The following is an 18,886-nucleotide window of genomic DNA, read 5'->3' on the forward strand; positions in this document are numbered from 1 at the left end:
AGGGAAAGTCAGCAGATACACAAGCCATAGTCATCTATAGGGAATATGAATGTATGAAATTCAACAGTAGAGGAGGGGGAACCTATTCTTGGCTCGACAGAGATCATTTCAAAAGGAGAAACATCAGTTCGCCCCAAAATTTCAGTTATCGTAACTGTTTACAATACTGGGGAATTCCTCAGTAAGTGTTTGCAATCTATAATTAACCAAACAGTATGGAGTGTCATGGAGTTAGTTATTATCAATGATGGTTCAACAGACCATTCCTCCGAAATTATTAAAGAGTTCGTGAAACAAGAACCTGAACGTATTATAAGTATACACTTTGCTGAAAACCAAGGTGTAGGTAACTCTCGGAATGTAGGGATTGCACAGTCTAGAGGTGACTATATTGGTTTCGTTGACTCGGATGATTGGATTGCTAACAATATGTTTGAAGTGTTGTATACAAAAGCTTTAGATGGGCATGACATGGTAATTTGTGATTATTTTAGTAGGTATGAAGATGAAGATCTGACTATTCCAGAGAAGGGATTTTCACAAGACATCTTTACGCAAAAACAGGCTATTCTTTACGCTCAAGTGGTTCCTTGGAATAAGCTCTACAAAAAGGAATTACTACAAAAAATTCAGTATTTGAATATTTGGTATGAGGATGTTGCATCAACTCCAATTTTGATCAGTCTAGCGAATATACCAGCTTATTTGAATGTTCCCTTATATTATTATAAAAGGTCTAGACCTGGTTCTATCGCAAATAGCAGCGGACCCAAAGTATTAGATATTTTACGAGCCTGGGACCGTTTAATCGAACATGCACACTTGAATTATAGGTTTAAAGAGGAAATTCTCTTTTTTGTAACCAAATGTATTAATTATTATATTGGATTCAAACCGGAGTATGCTGAACATTTCTGGGCATATGCAAGGAAGCATCGAGAACTATTAAGCGGCGGAGAGTATAATCGCAAAGCAGTTGAAACTAGAGAAATTCGTGACTTATTTGGTTTATTTAACAACAGAACGAAAAAATATGCGGCTCCCAAAAAACGAACCTTGAGAATCATACAAGTCATTTCACCTGTCTGTACCCCTGTATCAGCTGTTGACGCAGCTGGAACAGAGAAAATGGTTTACGAAATTACGCAGGAATTGGTAAAACGTGGACATAAGGTTGTTTTATATGCTCGTAAGGGAAGTAAAGTTTCAGCCAAGTTAGTACCCTTCCCCAAAAATTTCGAAGATCGACACTTACCCGCATTTATCCGAAAAACAAGACCTTCGAAAGTAGATCTGATTCATGATCACACGTTTACATCTATCGTCAGATTAAGAAAAATGGGAATTCCCGTGTTACCCACTCATCATTTACCTACCAATAAAGGATTCCATGATTCCGTTTATGTCAGTTACGCTGCTCGGGAAAATGCTAGCGCCAAAGGCCAAGTCGTTCACAACGGAATTAACCCGAATGAATACGAGTACAGTGAAGAAAAAGATGACTATTTATTGTTTATCGGGAGGATAGTACCCGACAAAGGCGTCATTCATGCAATTGAAGTCGCTGAACGCAATCATCAAAAGCTTATTATAGCCGGACCCATTAATGATGAAGAATATTTCCGTAACATTTTGCTGCCCCGTATTAATAATAATGAAAACATTCAATATATAAGCGCTGTTGCAGGCAAACAAAAACAGGAGCTCCTTAAGAGAGCTCGATGTGTCCTCTTTCCGTCTATTTGGAAGGAGCCTTTTGGACTTGTTTTGATTGAGGCTATGATTTCAGGCACCCCCGTATTAGCCTTGAACAATGGTGCCGCCTTAGAGGTACTTGAAGGTTTTCCTCAGTTAGTATGCAATAGCATAGATGAACTTGCGCACAAAGCTTTATATGAGTCATTCCCGCCATCACATGTCCTAAGGGAATATGTGCTTAACAAGTTCACGACTTCTACAATGGTGGACCAATATATCACGTTGTATGAACAAAAAATTAATGAATTGAAGAGAAGAGGAGTAAATTTAAAACTGCTAAGAAGAAAAAAAATAAAACTGCTAAGAAGAAGAATAAAATTAAAACTGCTAAGAGGAAAAAAGTACATCTTAAAGAAAAATATACCAGCTAAAAGAAGAGTAACAAAGCGAATAAAAACAACTAAAAGAAGAGTAACAAAGCGAATAAAAGCAACCAAAAGAAGAGTAACAAAGCGAATAAAAGCAACTAAAAGAAGAGTAACAAAGCGAATAAAAGCAACTAAAAGAAGAGTAACAAAGCGAATAAAAGCAACTAAAAGAAGAGTGAAAAAGCAAAAGAGAGCATAAATAGACAAGGAAAAATCGTCAAACGTAACGAACAAGATCATTGAAGAAGAAGCCTATAGGGCTTCTTTTTTTAGGAATTTAAAGCATTCAAATTGGATAGCGGGGGCGATGAACTACTTGACATTGCGATTAAACATGTCATAATGATAATATCAAATCGACATTAAAGTTGTGAAAGCAGGTGGCACAATGGATACTAACGAAAATGAATCACCCTACACTTCCCATAAATATCGGACACCTGATGGAGCACCTAGCGACATCGTCATCTTCACTATTACCTCAACTGAGAAAAATACCACAAAAAAGGCGCTGCCCATTCGGGATCTGCAGGTCCTGCTAATACAAAGAAAACAATGGCCGTTTGAAGGCCAATGGGCTTTACCTGGCGGGTTTTGCCAAGAGACGGAAAGTATGTACGCATGTGCAATGCGGGAATTGCAAGAAGAAACCAGTGTGACGGATGTTCATATGGAATACTTTAACGTCTACAGTCAACCTGGCCGTGATCCGAGAGGATGGATCATTTCTCACGCTTTCTTCGCCTTAGTTCACGAGAAGTGGTTAGCTGAAAGGCGTGCCGACACGGATGCGTCTGATGTGCGCTTATTTACTGTTGAGGAGGCTCTTGGGCTAGCGTTAGCTTTTGATCATAGGGAGATATTGACCGACGCGTTGCAGAAAATCCGAGAAAAGATGCTCACAACGACGATTGCCAAGGAATTCCTTCCTGAAGAGTTTACGATTGGTGAACTGTATCAAGTCATCCAAACCGTAGTTCCGAATTTTGAGGAAAGTAACTTCATTCGCAAAATCACGTCTACGCAAAGCCGCAAAGGAATTATTGAAGAAGCAGTAGACCGTAACGGAGTGCCAAAGCTTTCAAACCGCTACTCGCAGCGAGCAGCGCAGTTATACCGTTTTACCGATCTGACGCCACAGCTGTCCATTTACAGCTAGGCGCTTCTCTTTTACCCTTTGATAATGTCGTATTGACAGTATTATTTGGCGGGAATTAAACTTAAGGAGGCGTTTTGTATGAAAAAAGCATGGTCATTATTGGTATTATTCATCAGTATGGTTGCCATTGCCATCTACACATCATCAACGTCCATTGAAATCGTTGCGACTACGACAGGCTTGTTGTGCGTATGGTTGACAGCTAAGCAAAATATATGGGCGTGGCCGGTAGGCCTGGTCAATGTTGGTTGTTTCTTCGTGATGTTCGGGGAGGCCAAACTTTACGCGGATATGATGCTGCAGGTGATCTTTTTCGTCTTAAGTGTGTATGGTTGGATCATTTGGCTGACGAAAAGAGAAGGAACGAAGGTTCGCCCCACTCGACAAATAACATCCCGACTCACGTTCATTTTAAGTATTATTTTGGTGGCTGTGACCCTGCTCTGGGGCTATGTTCTACAAACATATACGGATGCATCGATTCCATATGCCGATGCTCTCATTGCGACCCTAAGCGTCATAGCTCAGTATTTACTCTCATCGAAAGTGCTTGAGAACTGGCTCATCTGGATTGCCGTCGACGTAATGTCAGTAGCCATGTATGCTTACAAAGATCTGTATGCAGTAGCCTTCCTGTACTTTATTTTCTTGTTCATCGCCATTGCCGGATATGTCGGATGGAAACGAGAGTTACAATTCGTAGATCGGAGGGAGCCGCTATGTCCCAACACAGAACAGGCTTGACACTCGGGAAATTTGCGCCGCTGCATGGGGGTCATCAATTCATGATTGAGACAGCAATCAAGGAGATGGATGAAGTGATCGTTGTCATCTACGATTGTCCCGAAACGACGGATATTCCTTTGCGTGTCCGTTCTAATTGGATCCGTACCCTCTATCCGCAGGTGCAGATTATCGAAGCGTGGGACGGTCCTATGGAAATGGGGGATACGCCAGAAATTAAAAGCATGCATGAAGCATATATTCTGCAGAAGCTGAAGGGGCAGAAGGTTACACACTTTTATTCCAGCGAATTTTACGGGGATCATATGAGTGCTGCTTTAGGGGCAGTTAACCGCCAGGTCGATCCGGATCGGCATACATTTCCGGTTTCTGGTACCCAAGTGAGGCAACAGCCTTTTGACAATAGAAGGTTCCTGAGTCCCCTTGTTTATAAGGATATGATTGCGAAAGTCGTATTTCTTGGTGCTCCTTCGACAGGTAAATCCACCCTTTCCGCCTACATGGCGAAGCGGGAGAATACAGTTTGGATGGCAGAGTATGGACGGGAATATTGGGAGAAGCACCAAGTAGATCGAAGATTAACATTAGAGCAGCTAGAAGAGATTGCGGAGGGACATTTGGAAAGGGAGGAGCTTCTTATGAAGGAAGCGCGAGATGTTCTCTTCGCCGATACCAATGCGATTACAACGTATATGTTCTCTCACTACTATCACGGCAAGGCGACGCCACGTTTGACACAAATGGCAGTGGATGCGGCGTCACGGTATGATCTTGTTTTTGTTTGCGATACGGATATTCCCTACGCGGATACCTGGGATCGTTCAGGGGAGGTACAGAGATTTGTGTTCCAGAAGCAGATTATCGCTGATCTGAAAATGAGACAAATCCCTTATTTCATGCTAAATGGGACTCTCGAAGAGAGAGCAGAAAACGTCAGCCAGATTTTGAAGCAATATCGTAAATATCGTAGTTTGAGTGAATGTTTAATGACGAATACAGTTAGCGGTGGAAGGGAGTAATGATCATGAATGAAACGAACTTGTTGGGCAAAATCAAAGGCGGACTGTATGGCGTCGCCATTGGCGATGCGTTGGGCGGAACGACCGAATTTATGAGTGTTCGGGAAATCCAAGCGAGATATGGGTACTTGACGGAGATCATTGGCGGGGGTGTGTGGCGATTAGAGCCCGGGGAAGTGACAGACGATACGATGATGACATTGTGTGTGACCGAGGGGATATTGGAACAGCCGAGGAATCCGCTAGATGCCATCGGTGTTCAGTTTATGAATTGGTATCAAACGAGGCCAAAAGATATTGGCAATATCATTCGACATACTTTTGAAAATTACGAAGGGAATTGGTTCGAGGCTGCTTATATAACGGATCTCGATATGGGTCAGAGCGGAGGAAACGGTTCTTTAATGCGTTGTTTGCCCGTCGCTTTGGCCTACACAAACGTGGATGAAATGGAGCGCATCTCCCATATGCAATCCAAAATGACCCACTATGATGAAAGGTGCAGCCAAGCTTGTATCATTTATAATCGCATAGCTTTTCGATTATTACAGGGAGAAGAGTTGAAAGAGGTGATCCAGCAGGAGCTGATCGGAACCGAATATGAAAGTATACTCACGTCTGAGCCAAATTGCGAAGCCAGTGGGTTTGTGGTTCATACGTTTCGCTGGGTGCTCTACATTTTGCTGGAGGCTTCGGATTTTAGTGAGGTCGTACAACGAGCAGCTAATTTAGGCGGAGACTCTGATACGATTGGCGCGATTGCCGGTGGGCTGGCAGGCATTTATTATGGCTATGAGCAGATTCCTGCTAAGTATGCGGAGGCGATTTTGATTAAGGATCGCTTGGACGAGATTTCGGCGCGGTTGCTTGGGGTGAGGGCTGGTTTGTGATTGTTGAGAAATAATAACCGTTTTTCAAAATTGAGGATAGTATTGCTTTAATAAATTTGTCCTAACCATATAAATTCCAATATGTGGTACGATTAGAGATGAAGTTATGTAGAATGGGAATTTGGTGGCGTAAGAAGTTTTCAAAATATGAAATACAAGTGAATAGTAAAGTAATTACTGTATTAAAACCGCTTAACATACCGCATCAACTATGGTTCGCAGAACCGGTCATTGATTCGCGTAGCGTGCTTGCCAATGCGGAAGGGTTCACTTTTATGAGAGATTTGCTTCTAATTGCCTCCCAACATAAAGAGAGCAATGTCATGTTCTATGTGCCTAGGCCAATGTTAAATCAAGAAACACCAGCCATGGCAATAGACGAAATCAAGAGTTGGTACAAAATTGGTGAATTTGATTTGGACTTGGTTATGTTTAACTTTCACAACTTACATATTCGTTCGAAAGATATAAAAAAAGTTATAAAGGCTATTCGGTACCTTCCCAAAACGACAGTTGGAATTGAACCTGATTATGAAGTTCTTCGTTCTTATAAAGAAAAGTATGTATATTGGCAACTTAAGAATCTACTTCATACAAAGGCTTACTCCAAAATGTTGATTATAAGTGGTGGTCGTGATGTTCTCTTGAATTTGTCTGATATTGCAGACGGATTTACCGACTTAGAGGATGATAGTAGATATAACTTTGATGCGCACTCGCATGCTGATCGTATCGGCACATCAAAGGACAATGGGTTGAATTTTTTCTATTATTTTAAGGGTGATGTTTTAGGGAAAACAAAAGAAAGCGCTAATTGAAGGGGAGGTCAACATGCTATCGAATAAGCAAGAAGAGAGCTTAAGTAAATTTATGAGTAAGATTCTACGACATACTCCTGAGCATTTTGGTTTGGCTTTGGACCACGAGGGGTTCTGCCATCTAGAGGAGTTATTAGCCGCTATATGCTCAGAGGTTAGATGGTCATTTATCTCAATTGAAGATATCACTCAGGTGGTTAGAAACTGCTCTAAACAGCGTTATGAAATCGCAAATGATTGTATTCGTGCCAACTATGGTCACAGTGTAGACAGGTTGGCATATAAAGAGTCGAGGCCGCCCAAAGTACTTTATCATGGTACCAATACGAAAGTTGTTGATATCATTCTTTCTGATGGGATTAAGCCTATGGGCAGGCAGTATGTTCATCTATCTGAGTCACTTGAATTCGCAATTCTAGCAGGGAAAAGACGAGGAGAGTTAGTTATTCTTGAAGTAGATGGCGAAGCTGCGTTCGACAATGGCGTGAAGTTTTATGCTGCCAATCATGGCGTTTGGCTTGCCGATGTAGTGCCTGCACGATACATATCGAAGAACCAGTAGATCGTTCATTTTAAGCTGTTCACTAACAATGAGTCAAATCACAAATTTGGGTTAGAAAATGTTTAATTGAGAGGAACATTAAAAATAGCCCACCAGCAAGAATAAACACTACGCCTGCAATTGCAATCCATCTATGCTTCTTCGTTCTAGCATTTTTGTCTGTATGTTCATGATTCCAATCATCTGATTTTTTGATTTTAGATCACCATTCCTTGTCTAAATCGTAGGAGGCAGGTAAGTTGCCTGCAGCTGTAATTACTGCCTCACCGACTTTGCAGCCTCCTTGCCGTTCTCTAATTTTTACACACTCTGCTAGGAGCTTTTTGCCCCCGGCTCTATGTATAGCGCCATCAATGCCACCGCGTCAAGAAGGCTTGTATTTGCAGCATTAACGATAATATCAACTTCGATTTTTGTGATGTCCCCTTTAGTAACGGTAAGCGTTGTTTGATTAACCGTGATGAAATTTTGCAAATGGACTCCTCCTACAAAAGCATTCAAAACAAAATATTACAAAGATAACTCCTCACCAACCGAAAACACCCCATACCGCTCCAATGCCTTCGTCGATGACTCCAACATACGTCTTTTCAAATAATCCCCTTCAATGACCTGAACTCGTTTCCCGAGAAAACGGATCTTGCTTAGCAAATACTCCTTTTCGTCGCCGAGCAAACATACTCGAACTCTATAAATATCATTATCCGCATCGTATGCAACGTCTTTCTCGAAGCTGGAGAGGGCGTATAGGATACGGGATAACTCTCTGTTATATTCACGAACGACTTCAATAACAGCTTCGGCTTTACGAGAGTCGAGGGTCTGTTTGATTTTCATAAGAATGCTATCTACATCAAAAGTTTGAAGTTCTTCTGCAGAAACAGATGTAATCTTATCCAGTCTGGTACTCATAAAAGCGTGATGGCGGAGATGATACCACAGCAGGTACCATTCTCTTTTGACCATGGAATATTCTAATTTGTAAGGCAGTCCGGATTGGTTCGAATGAATGCGTCCGCCTTTGATTTCGCAAGTTAAACGAATTGCGCTCTTTTCAGTGATAAGCCTTCTTAAAGGGCGCAACAGCGGATGATACATCTGTTTTTCCATACTTCTGGCTTTTTCAATGAGATGTTCCGAGGTATCCATGACCGCATCCTGTTCGAGGATCGAGCGCAGCTTGCCTAACGTGTCAGGCGTGAAAGCTTCATCCGCCGCGGGATGCCCTAGCATCGTTTTGAGCCAGGCTCTTTCGTGCGAGGTGACCATGAACGTACCCGAGTCCTCCAGACGGGAAATAATCTGGTGGTTAAAAATTTTCTCAAACAGATTCATAGTAGGCTTGAATCTCCTTCCATTCGGCGATCATTTCCCTGCGTAACTGGACAGGCTCCAGGATTTCGCAGCTAGAACCGAAACTGCGCAGCCACGGCTTAATTTCAGTCGTCCCGTTCACCGTGATCTCATAGATAAAAGAGTGCTCGTCCTCTTGCACAATTTGCCCCCATTGACCTTGTAGTCGTACTCGCTCCTTGACGAAGTTAGGCTCAGCCCTTTCTGGATTGTAAAATCGAGCACGAACCGTCACGGGCCGCCCCGTATCAATCAGCCAGCTATACCGAATTTTCTCAAGCAGCTCATTCGTCCTGTTCTCAAATACATCTTCAGCTACGGACTCATCTTCTTCGATTTGGGTGATTCCCTCCAAGCGATACTTCCGAATTCCCTCTCTGCCACTTGTGAGTAAATACCATCGTCCATACTGGTGATCGTAGACGACTTTAAGGGGGAGTGTTTTTTCAACTTTCCCATTCGTATCTCGCTCGAATAAAGGGTTCGTGTTCTTGGAGGCGTAGCTTTTTTCGGATTTCGGTGAGAAATATAAGAAGCGAACTTTACGATGGCTGCGAATGGCATGAAGGATCGTAAACAAATGTGCTTCATCCAAAATCCGTGAGTAGTAGTGGTACTTATATAAAAAAGGTTCAATGGCATGCTTCTCAGCCTGCTGGCGAAGAAAATGCTTCTTCAAGCCATCGCGCAGCAAATAGCCTTGAACAGATGGTACTTGCGTATTCGCCATGACATCCACGAAATCATATACATCATAAAGTTCCTCATCCGACAATTCCTCTATCAAGCTATTCTGGATACAGTATCGATAAGGACGAGCCCCCGGCTGTCTTGTAATGACACCAACTTCCTCCAAATACTTGAGATCGGAACGAATAGTTTTCTCATCGGGCAGTGAAAGCTCGGAAGACTGACTGGCGCAACAGAAGTCTAGCAGTTCCATGGCTGTCAGCGCTTTTTCATTCATGGCCCCTAAGAGCAATGAGATCCTCTGCGATTCAGATTCCTTCAGGGATTTGGCACGAAACAAGAACAACAGCATCGGATCCGTGGACTCGTAATAGCTGAAGCGAATCGTCTCAGCGAATTCTTTACGCTCCTCCTGCGGTAAGTGCTGGTAGGTGGAGCTCACGATCTCTTTTAAACGTCGAATGGTCTTGTCAAAGGTGTGGATCGAGATGCCCAGTCTCTCTGAGAATTGCTGTCTGTTGTAGGCGCCACTCGTTAGAACAAGCATGCGTAGAAACTGGATCTCTTTATCAAAGCTTTCCTTAGCCACCCGAATCCTCCGTTCAATCTGCATCATATACCCATTGTAACAGGGGATGGAATTGGGCGAAATGGAAAACTTTCTCTGTGGTCGTAATACTTTTGCCATGTTCGTTGCGTTAGAAATGAGCGAAAATAGGTACATAAGGCCGACACGATAAAGTGTTGGAAAAAAAATCATCGAGGCGCCTGGAAGGGTTACTTCGCCCTGTGACGCGACATGTCGTTGGTTCGAATCCAACTTCTGCCGAAAGGCAGAATAGCTCAGTGGTAGAGCAGTCTGTACCTTTCCGACACATTTCCTCGATGATTTTTCACACAAATACATAACTGGTGAGGCGCTGAGATGGGTTACTTCGAGCTAAATCGAACAATAGTAAAACCCGGGCAGTATGGCAGGTTCGACTCCTGCAGACAACCTATCTCGCTTTTTCCTCACCAGTGTTTAATTCAAGGAGGTTTATGAACATGAGTATAGCCAAGAAGCTTTTTGGTTCGCTTAGACCGAATACCGTTAACAAAAACAACTATCCTGCATTCACGCGATCTGTGGAAGAGCAGTATCTACAGACACTTCTAACCAATACAATGAGCAATACGTTTTATGCGGATCAAAATGAACTCGTAGCCGAAGCGGCGCAGCTTCATCACGAGATGGCGGATGCGAATCCGACGTTTATGGCCAAAGCAATTGTTTTCGCTCGAAATGAAGGGTTCATGCGCTTGCAGCCGCTGTTCGGCCTTGCGATTTTGTCCCAGTACCGTCCAGATTTATTTGCGAAAGTCTTCCTACAGGTTGTCCGTATACCTTCGGATTTGTCTGATTTTCTGACCATCTTGAATGGGCTTGGACGGGGAGAAGGCGGGCGTGCAGTGAAACGGCAGGTAAACCGCTTCTTAGCCAGCGTATCTGAATACTGGGCGATGAAGTATAACGGGCAAGGAAGAGGATATAGCCTTGGTGATGCGATCGCTACTGCACATCCGAAACCACAAGACTTGAAGCAGCAGGCGTTGTTCCGTTATTTGCGGGGACAAGAAGCGAATCTTGCCCTGCTGCCGCAGGTGGAAGCGCTGGAGAATTTAAAGCTTTCCACAACGGAGAAGGATCAGATCGCATGGATTGAACGGGGGAAGCTGCCGTATGAAACCGTTACAGGTGCAATCAAGCCATCGAAGGCAGTTTGGGAGGCTTTGCTCTATCAAATGCCGACATTCGCGCTGCTTCGTCATATGAACGCATTGTTGCGGGCTGGTGTTTTGGAGGAAAAGAAGAACTTGGACTATGTCATCCATCGGATAACGGACAAGGTGGCGCTTCGCAAAGCAAAGATCATGCCATTCCGCTTAGCGACCGCGTTCCGCCAGGTGGAGCATTCGGATTTGCGAGACGCTTTACGAGAAGCGACGGACCTCACGTTTGATAATCTGCCAGACCTCGGAGAACGCACAGCTATTTTCCTAGATATCTCGGGTTCGATGAACGGTCAATATCTAGAAATTGGCTCGGTTTTCGCACTGGCTCTGTACAAAAAGACGCAAGGGAACTCCCTATTCTGGTTATTTGATACGGATGTCGTGGATGCTAAACCCTCACGCAAGGATAGTATCCTAACTCAGGCGGCACAGATACACGCTTGCGGCGGAACGGATACAGGGGCACCGGTAAGGAAGCTTATTCATGAGCGCAAGAAAGTGGATCAAATCATTATCATCACAGATGAGCAGCAAAACAGCGGCAGTTCCTTCTACGCAGATTTGAAGCGGTATCGCTCAAAGGTGAACCAAGACGTGAAGGCATTCATCGTCGATATAGCCCCATACCGGCATGCGATGGTTCCGGTACAGGATCCTCAAACCTTTTACATTTATGGGTGGAGCGACACGGTGCTTGCTTACATTGCGCAGTCTGTACAAGGGTATTCAACACTTCTGGAGCGGGTAGCAGCGATAGAGTTAGATAATATTGAGTGAGGGTGAAATGGCCACCAACGAAGAGTTCGTGGTCTTTCATCTTCATTTGGAAGGGATTAACAACCTGTGGTTGAATACATACATAAATCAAAGGAGGAAGACCACATGTCCGATGTTCATCAACAAATCCTAGAAGAATTGAAACGCATCGAAATGGAAGAAGGAGTTCGCATCTTGTATGCTTGTGAATCAGGCAGTCGAGCATGGGGCTTCCCGTCCAAAGATAGCGACTATGACGTAAGATTTATATACATCAGACCCGTGGATTGGTACCTATCGATTTTTGAAAAACGCGATGTCATCGAACGGCCGATCAGCGATATGCTGGATATCAATGGCTGGGATTTGAAGAAAGCCTTAAATCTGTTTCGCAAATCGAACCCGCCGTTGCTCGAGTGGCTACAGTCTCCCATTCCGTATATGGAGAATTTCACGATAGCTGAACAAATCCGTCAAATCTCTCCGCTAACCTTTTCGCCAAAATCTTGTATGCACCACTACCTGCACATGGCAAAGGGGAATTATCGGGAATACTTGCAAGGTGAGCAAGTCAAAATTAAAAAGTATTTCTATGTCCTGCGCCCGATCTTGGCCTGTGAATGGATTGAGCGACATAACACAATGCCACCCATCGAGTTTCAAGTACTTGTCGACAGTTTAGTCCCAGAGGGCAGTCAGCTAAAGGCTGCTATTCAAGAATTACTAGTCCGTAAAATAGCGGGCGACGAGATGGATTATGAGCCAAGAATCAATCCGATCAACGCGTTTTTAGAAGCGAGAATAGCTTATTATGATCGAAAGGCGTCCACCATGCAGACGGGTGAGGGTGGTGAGGATAGCCAGCTTGACGATTTATTTCGAAAGGCATTGAAGGAAGTATGGGGATAGGGTGAGCAAAACCCATGAATCAACAATTTTCAATTACAGGAGCTGAGTTACATGGCATATCAAAATATAGACGGTGTACGCGTTTGGGGACAACCAGATGATGGCGCTTTGACACAAGCAAAAACATGTTCAGAAACGGGAAGAGTTGTTCAAACGCTCCTAATGGCTGACCATCATAAAGGATATAGCCAGCCGATAGGCGGAGTTGTCGTATACGACGGTCAATTATCGCCTTCTGGCGTAGGCTACGATATCGCTTGCGGGAATAAAGCTGTAAGAACGAACTTAATGGCTAGGGATGTTAAGCCTCGAATGGCAGGCATGATGGATCAAATTGCACGTAAGATTTCCTTTGGCGTTGGGCGTGTAAACAATGAGAAGGTTGATCATGCATTGTTCGATGACCCGGATTGGGTCGTCTATAAAGCAATTGGCAAACAAGAGCATGACAAATTAAAGGCACTAGCACGTGATCAACTCGGTACAGTGGGCAGTGGTAATCATTTTGTGGATGTGTTTGAGGAAGTGAGTACAGGCCGCGTTTGGGTGGCAAATCACTTTGGCAGCCGTGGATTTGGCCATAAGACAGCGAGCGGTTTCATCAATCTGACGGCTGGCCGCGACTTTCTGGGTAACGCACCTGGTGAAAAGATGGATCAGCCGCCGATTCTCCTAGATTTGTCGAGCGAACTGGGAGACATGTATGACAGAGCCATGAAGCTGGCCGGGCGTTATGCCTATGCGGGGCGAGATTATGTTATGGAGCAGGTACTCACTATTTTAGGCGCAGAAGCGGATTTCGCGGTACATAATCACCACAATTTTGCGTGGAAAGAGGTTCATAATGGTCAGGAGACCATAGTAGTCCGTAAAGGGGCTACGCCTTCTGCTCCGGGGCAACTTGGCTTTATCGGGGGCAGCATGTGTGATATCTCCGTAATTGTCAGAGGTAAAGATACCGAAGAGAATAGGGACGCTTTCTACAGCACCGTACATGGCGCCGGCAGGGTCATGAGTCGGACGCAAGCAGCTGGCAAAATGAACTGGAAAACCCGCACCCGAAGCGGCGGGCAAATTTCACCAGAACGCATGATGGATGCGGTGAAAGATTTCGGCATTGAGCTCCGTGGAGCTGGAACGGACGAAAGTCCCTTTGTCTATCGGAAGTTGGAGGATGTGCTTCATGCACATGAGGAGACGATAGAGGTTCTGCACGTGTTGAAGCCAATAGGTGTTTGTATGGCAGGGGCGGATGAGTTTGATCCGTATAAGGATTAAGAGGGGAAGAGCACAGAATAGAAGCGGTTGACCACCGCTATTTCGTCACCAAGTAGCTATTTCTTCGAAATAAGAGTGGTGAACCACTCTTAAACGGCAGAAGTAGATGCTCCAAACGAGCATAAACACAGAATAGAAGCGGTTGACCACTTCTATTTCATTACCGAGTAATCATTTCTTCGAATTAAGAGTGGTTCACCACTCTTAAGCACAACTAAAAAGGTCAGTCCCAAAAGTAGAAATACCTACTCTTGAAACTGACCCTTTACTTAATTCAGCTCATCCTCTAATTCCCACGTATCGCCAATCCCACTCACCTTATAGCAGGAACCCTCCAACGAAATACAAGCTTCCAGTTTGAGCTGAGGAAAGGTTAGCAACCAACTCTCCTCGTTGTTCTCGTATTGGATCGGGAGCACCTGATGCAGCTGTCGGATGAAATCGAACACATTCGTGTCATCGCCCGAATCACGCGTAAAATCAACCCAATGACCTGTGACCTTTCTATCTTTCACCGCAGTGAGCAAATCAATAAGCCAGGAGGGAGCAGACTCTGGTGCTTCCAACTCGTTTGTTTCGATGAGCTCCTCGAAAGCTTGCTTTTGATTCGCCACCGGCGGACCGTCTGTTAACGCTGTTGCCAGCTCATCCAAGAGTTGGCGTAGTATGTTCCGTTTTGATGAACCCATTCCCTAATCCTCCTAGCTAACTGGAAACATCGTATTAATTTTCAATTTACCACCATCGGGTTGAATATCTAATTGGACCTTATCGCATTCCACCTCGGTGCCATCTCGGAGATAACCGACTCCTGCTCCGGCGACGTCAATGATGCTTCCCATACCGACTAGATTTTGCTTCGGTTTATTTTTAGTCACCAAAGCACTGTAGGCCGTCGTAAAGGCTTCCTTATGCTTATCATTGGATACGAATTTGGAAGCGGCTTTGCCTGATGGCACTTTACTCACTCGGCCCGAAGGCGCTGTACCACTTTTCAACCGTTCCCTTTGTTGCTCTTCTGTTGTATGTGCCCCGTGATCGGCATAGGAATGCCCACCACCGACATCATAGGTACTTGGATCAGCGGCATCCAATCCATCATACAGGGTGGCAGCCACCTTTTGGATGGTATCCGATGAGGTTGATGTATCTTCACTTACTAAACTAGCGTTGTCCGATCGCTTCATTTGCATACGTTCTCCGCCAAAATCAGCTGCTTTAGCCCCCATATGATCCGCTTCTGATTCTAATCCGCGATCATCATTAATGGCGACGCCTCCAGCCAGTTGCGTGGGGGATACTCTGCCTTGACGCTGCTGCACCACATGCCAAGCTTCATGCGGCAAATGCTGCTCTTGACCAGGTCCTACATGAATGTCATTCCCTTGCGCATAAGCTAAGGCTTGCAAGCCAGCAGGTTTATCCGAATTATAATGTACCTTAACCGAATCCATCGACATACCCGAAAGGCTCTCTACACCTGATTTCAGCTGATCGGGCATGCCTGTGTTATTTTCCTTTTTCTGAATGGGTTTCTCCGATTGTGTTTGTGTGCGTGATTGAAATAACTGAGCGACTGCACGATTCCCAATTGTTCTCTGTAGTTGTGCGACATGCGATGTTGAGAAAGGGAGAGGAGCTGCTTGCGCGTTATGTAAATGGGCGGATGTGTTTGATTTTGATTGCAGTTCCATCTGATCCGACGAATGGTTATATTTAACATGTGAGTGATAACCCATGAAATTCACCGCCTTAGATTGAGTACATTGCTAGTTTCAATATCATATCTTATGATTCCATTTCATTTTAAGGTAAAAGTTACCATTGGACAACAGTTCAAAAGATGTATTTATTCGATTACTTTCACGGGGTATAGTTCCACTACGCCGATCGCCGAAACAAATATTTCATTGTCGGTTATATGAGTGACTACAGTGCGGCCATCCGTCGGTTTTTCAACGACCGTGCTTCCAATTCTCGTGGCAATCGTGGTTCGTGACACTGGCTTTGCAAAAAAAGAAATGCTTCGACCTACCGAGTCATACCGCAGAATGTAACGCCTTTTATTGATCAAGCCTAACGTTCGCGCAGTTATTACACCCACACTAATAATATTATCAATACATTTCAGAAGAATCATTGTTAGTTAGTGAAACCCTTACCTTAGCAGTTCCTTTCCGCAAGACCACCCTACCGTTGGGTATTGTGACGCCAAATTCAGGCAAGGGGGAACCTCCGCAATCACCGAGTAACTCCGCGCGATTTTCAAAATCAGGCACAACTTTTACATCAAAAACAGCACGTGAAATCATCCGTAAGCCTCACACCTTTCATGTTTGACAAAATTGGATGGGTTCTCCAATGCTATTCTGCGCCCTGAACCCATTATTTAAGGTATGTGTCACCACGAAGATGTGATTGGATTTTTCTGATCGAAGATGTGGTATATTCGGATAATTAAATAGCATGATGAAAAACCCCTTGTGAGAGGGGTTTTTCGGTATTCTCAATTGATTGCTTCCAGGGAAATCTAACCTGTAAGCGTGAAAATCATCGCTGCAGCATAAGATTTAACTAGTTTACGTCCTTTTCGCATGCTGTAAGGATGAAAATCATCACGATAGTGGCATATGGCCTACGACTAAGGGGGAGAGAAGTGGAGCTAGGTTAGGGATAGGATGTCGCTGAAGCGGTGGTTTTAATCTACATTTATATTAATAAAGAGGTTTGTGCTAAACTAGGAGGAATATCATCCTAAGATTCCCACATATACAAAGGAGCACGAAATCTATGACCTATTCCACAAAAAGAAACAAACTAACAGACGTAAGCCGCACATTGGCTAAGGTTGCCATGGGAGAAGCCTCCGCCGATCTCGTCATACAAAACGGCACACTAGTCAATGTTTACTCAGGTGAACTTATTACACATATGGATGTCGCGGTTGCGGCTGGACGAGTTGCTTACATAGGGAAGGCAGACCATACCATCGGGCCTGAAACGGTCGTGATCGATGCTGCTGGCAAATACATGGCGCCAGGCTTACTGGATGGCCACATGCATGTGGAAAGCACGATGCTCTCTGTGACGGAATTTGCCAAAGCCGCGATCGTCAAAGGCACGACGGGGATATTCATGGACCCGCATGAGATTGCGAATGTGTTTGGTTCGGAAGGTGTTCGGCTCATGCATGAAGAGGGGCAGCAGCTGCCGCTCAAGGTGTTTACGACTTTCCCATCCTGCGTGCCAGCAACGAATGATTTAGAAGATGCGGGCGCAACGCTGGAAGTGGCGGATATTCAAGCGGGTCTGCAGTGGGACAACGTGGTCGGACTGGGTGAAGTGATGAATTTCCCAGGAGTCGTGTACGGTGATCCCAAAATGTGCGGCGAAATCGAAGCGACACTGCAAAGCGGAAAGACGGTTACAGGCCATTTTCCAAGTGACGATGATCGCATGTTTCAAGCCTATCTTGCATCCGGCGTAACCTCTGACCATGAAACGGTAACTCGGGAGCAAGGTTTGCACAAGGTTCGCATGGGTATGCACCTGATGATTCGGGAAGGCTCCGCCTGGCATGATGTCAAAGAAGTCATTAAAATTGTCACCGAGGATGGCGTCAATACGTCCAATATTTCCCTTGTCACGGATGACGTGAATCCGCAAACGCTGGTGGAGAAGGGGCATCTCAATCATGTGGCGCGACGCGCCATTGAAGAAGGTGTTGACCCTGTCACAGCGATCCAAATGGTGACGATCAATGTGGCGCGCTATTTCAAGCTGGAGCATGATCTAGGCTCTATCTCACCAGGTAAGTGTGCGGACATCTTGTTGATCGATGATCTGCAGAAGATGGAGCCATCCACAGTCATTACGGATGGTCAAATCATTGCCGAGCAGGGCAAGCTCACGGTGGAATTCCCAACATTCACCTACCCGGCACACATCCGGAATTCCATGAATGTGAAGCGGGAACTAACTGCGGTTGACTTCAAGCTTGCGAGTTGCATCCAACAGGATAAGACGAAGGTCAATGTGATCAAGGTCATCGAGAACAGTGCAAGAACAGAAAAGATGACGGCGGAGCTTCCGGTCCAAGAAGGCATTATCCAGCCAGATGCGGGGCAAGATATCGTTCGTCTGGCTTGCATCGAGCGGCACCAAGGCACAGGTCAGATTTCGCTTGCTTTTGCACATGGCTTTAGAATCAAATCAGGCGCGGTCGCCTCGACAGTGGCGCATGATAGCCACAATCTTCTAGTGATGGGGATCGATGAAGCCGATATGGCATTCGCAGCAAATGAGCTTATTCGATTAGGCGGCGGTACAATCGTGGTTGAGAACGGGATTGTATTGGCACAAGTTCCATTAACCATTGCAGGCCTCATGTCAGATAAATCATTGTCTGAAGTCGTTGAAGAGGTCGCCAAGCTTGATCAAGCGTGGAAACAAATCGGCTGTTCCATGAACGCGCCGTTCATGACGTTTTCCCTCATCGCCTTGCCTGTGATTCCAGAAATTCGCATTTCGAACCGCGGGCTTGTTGATGTAACCCAGTTTAAGCTTATCGATGTGGAGCTAGTCTAGTAGACGAGGTTATGACATACCAAAAAGCCGAAGGAGTCAGCAGAACATCTTTAGGCGCAACTTATAACAAGTAAAAGGCGACCGATCTAAGAATCGGTCGCCTTTTTGCGTGTGCGCCCAGCATGGGCGCTATCTCTAGGGTTCAAGTCCCGAATGGCGAAGGCAGTAGTAGCCATAGCTTAAGACAAGGGTGTCGACCGTGAGGTCGAATCTGAAGGA

The 18,886-nt window shown here is 44.9% G+C and carries 16 protein-coding genes and 1 pseudogene; 11 read left to right on the forward strand and 6 right to left on the reverse strand.

Annotation, left to right across the window (positions count from 1 at the left end):
- Positions 1-138: 138 nt before the first annotated feature.
- The 7 genes from AC58P7_RS10650 to AC58P7_RS10680 all read left to right on the forward strand — a co-directional run bounded on the left by AC58P7_RS10650 (position 139) and on the right by AC58P7_RS10680 (position 7,318).
- Positions 139-2,325: a glycosyltransferase gene (locus tag AC58P7_RS10650; RefSeq protein WP_497342577.1), complete on the forward strand. Its 2,187-nt coding sequence runs from the start codon at positions 139-141 to the stop codon at positions 2,323-2,325.
- A gap of 189 nt (positions 2,326-2,514) precedes the next feature.
- Entirely contained in the window at positions 2,515-3,285 is a 771-nt protein-coding gene (locus AC58P7_RS10655) for an NUDIX domain-containing protein (RefSeq protein WP_497342523.1), read from the forward strand.
- 78 nt (positions 3,286-3,363) lie between these two features.
- Positions 3,364-4,029, forward strand: a complete 666-nt coding sequence (pnuC, locus tag AC58P7_RS10660) for a nicotinamide riboside transporter PnuC (RefSeq protein ID WP_497342525.1) — start codon at positions 3,364-3,366, stop codon at positions 4,027-4,029.
- Entirely contained in the window at positions 4,005-5,048 is a 1,044-nt protein-coding gene (locus tag AC58P7_RS10665) for an AAA family ATPase (protein ID WP_497342527.1), read from the forward strand. Before pnuC ends, AC58P7_RS10665 begins: the two co-directional genes overlap by 25 nt.
- Before the next feature lie 5 nt (positions 5,049-5,053).
- Positions 5,054-5,938: an ADP-ribosylglycohydrolase family protein gene (locus AC58P7_RS10670; protein ID WP_497342529.1), complete on the forward strand. Its 885-nt coding sequence runs from the start codon at positions 5,054-5,056 to the stop codon at positions 5,936-5,938.
- A 113-nt stretch (positions 5,939-6,051) separates the two neighbouring features.
- The gene (locus AC58P7_RS10675) at positions 6,052-6,756 is read left to right on the forward strand and encodes a hypothetical protein (RefSeq protein WP_497342531.1); all 705 of its coding nucleotides are present in this window, start codon (positions 6,052-6,054) and stop codon (positions 6,754-6,756) included.
- A 13-nt stretch (positions 6,757-6,769) separates the two neighbouring features.
- Positions 6,770-7,318: an RNA 2'-phosphotransferase gene (locus AC58P7_RS10680; protein WP_497342533.1), complete on the forward strand. Its 549-nt coding sequence runs from the start codon at positions 6,770-6,772 to the stop codon at positions 7,316-7,318.
- Positions 7,319-7,541: 223 nt separating this feature from the next.
- Here the strand turns inward: AC58P7_RS10680 and AC58P7_RS10685 are convergent.
- From AC58P7_RS10685 to AC58P7_RS10695, 3 genes and pseudogenes are all read right to left on the reverse strand, one after another.
- Positions 7,542-7,780 (reverse strand): annotated as a pseudogene (locus tag AC58P7_RS10685) (macro domain-containing protein); the annotation flags it as partial.
- Positions 7,781-7,828: 48 nt separating this feature from the next.
- Positions 7,829-8,653 (reverse strand): WYL domain-containing protein, encoded by an 825-nt coding sequence (locus tag AC58P7_RS10690; RefSeq protein WP_497342535.1) that lies wholly within the window; start codon positions 8,651-8,653, stop codon positions 7,829-7,831.
- Entirely contained in the window at positions 8,640-9,950 is a 1,311-nt protein-coding gene (locus AC58P7_RS10695) for a helix-turn-helix transcriptional regulator (RefSeq protein WP_497342537.1), read from the reverse strand. Before AC58P7_RS10695 ends, AC58P7_RS10690 begins: the two co-directional genes overlap by 14 nt.
- A 458-nt stretch (positions 9,951-10,408) precedes the next feature.
- On the opposite strand from AC58P7_RS10695, the gene AC58P7_RS10700 reads away from it, so the two are divergent.
- From AC58P7_RS10700 to AC58P7_RS10710, 3 genes are all read left to right on the forward strand, one after another.
- Positions 10,409-11,914 carry a TROVE domain-containing protein gene (locus tag AC58P7_RS10700; protein ID WP_497342539.1) on the forward strand — a complete coding sequence of 502 codons (1,506 nt, stop codon included), beginning with the start codon at positions 10,409-10,411 and terminating at the stop codon, positions 11,912-11,914.
- A 105-nt stretch (positions 11,915-12,019) separates the two neighbouring features.
- Positions 12,020-12,802: a nucleotidyltransferase domain-containing protein gene (locus tag AC58P7_RS10705; protein WP_497342541.1), complete on the forward strand. Its 783-nt coding sequence runs from the start codon at positions 12,020-12,022 to the stop codon at positions 12,800-12,802.
- A 51-nt stretch (positions 12,803-12,853) separates the two neighbouring features.
- Positions 12,854-14,080, forward strand: a complete 1,227-nt coding sequence (locus AC58P7_RS10710) for an RtcB family protein (protein ID WP_497342543.1) — start codon at positions 12,854-12,856, stop codon at positions 14,078-14,080.
- Positions 14,081-14,349: 269 nt separating this feature from the next.
- Here AC58P7_RS10710 and AC58P7_RS10715 read toward each other — a convergent pair whose 3' ends face one another.
- The 3 genes from AC58P7_RS10715 to AC58P7_RS10725 all read right to left on the reverse strand — a co-directional run bounded on the left by AC58P7_RS10715 (position 14,350) and on the right by AC58P7_RS10725 (position 16,220).
- On the reverse strand, positions 14,350-14,769 hold the full coding sequence (locus tag AC58P7_RS10715; protein ID WP_497342545.1) for a hypothetical protein: 420 nt from the start codon (positions 14,767-14,769) through the stop codon (positions 14,350-14,352).
- Between the two features lie 12 nt (positions 14,770-14,781).
- A complete protein-coding gene (locus AC58P7_RS10720) occupies positions 14,782-15,819 on the reverse strand; it encodes an eCIS core domain-containing protein (RefSeq protein WP_497342547.1) in 1,038 nt (345 codons plus the stop codon).
- 110 nt (positions 15,820-15,929) lie between these two features.
- The gene (locus tag AC58P7_RS10725) at positions 15,930-16,220 is read right to left on the reverse strand and encodes a hypothetical protein (protein WP_497342549.1); all 291 of its coding nucleotides are present in this window, start codon (positions 16,218-16,220) and stop codon (positions 15,930-15,932) included.
- 650 nt (positions 16,221-16,870) lie between these two features.
- Here AC58P7_RS10725 and ade point away from each other — a divergent pair.
- On the forward strand, positions 16,871-18,667 hold the full coding sequence (ade, locus tag AC58P7_RS10730) for an adenine deaminase (RefSeq protein ID WP_497342551.1): 1,797 nt from the start codon (positions 16,871-16,873) through the stop codon (positions 18,665-18,667).
- The last annotated feature ends 219 nt before the right edge of the window (positions 18,668-18,886 follow it).

Source organism: Paenibacillus sp. J22FR5, assembly GCF_059691975.1.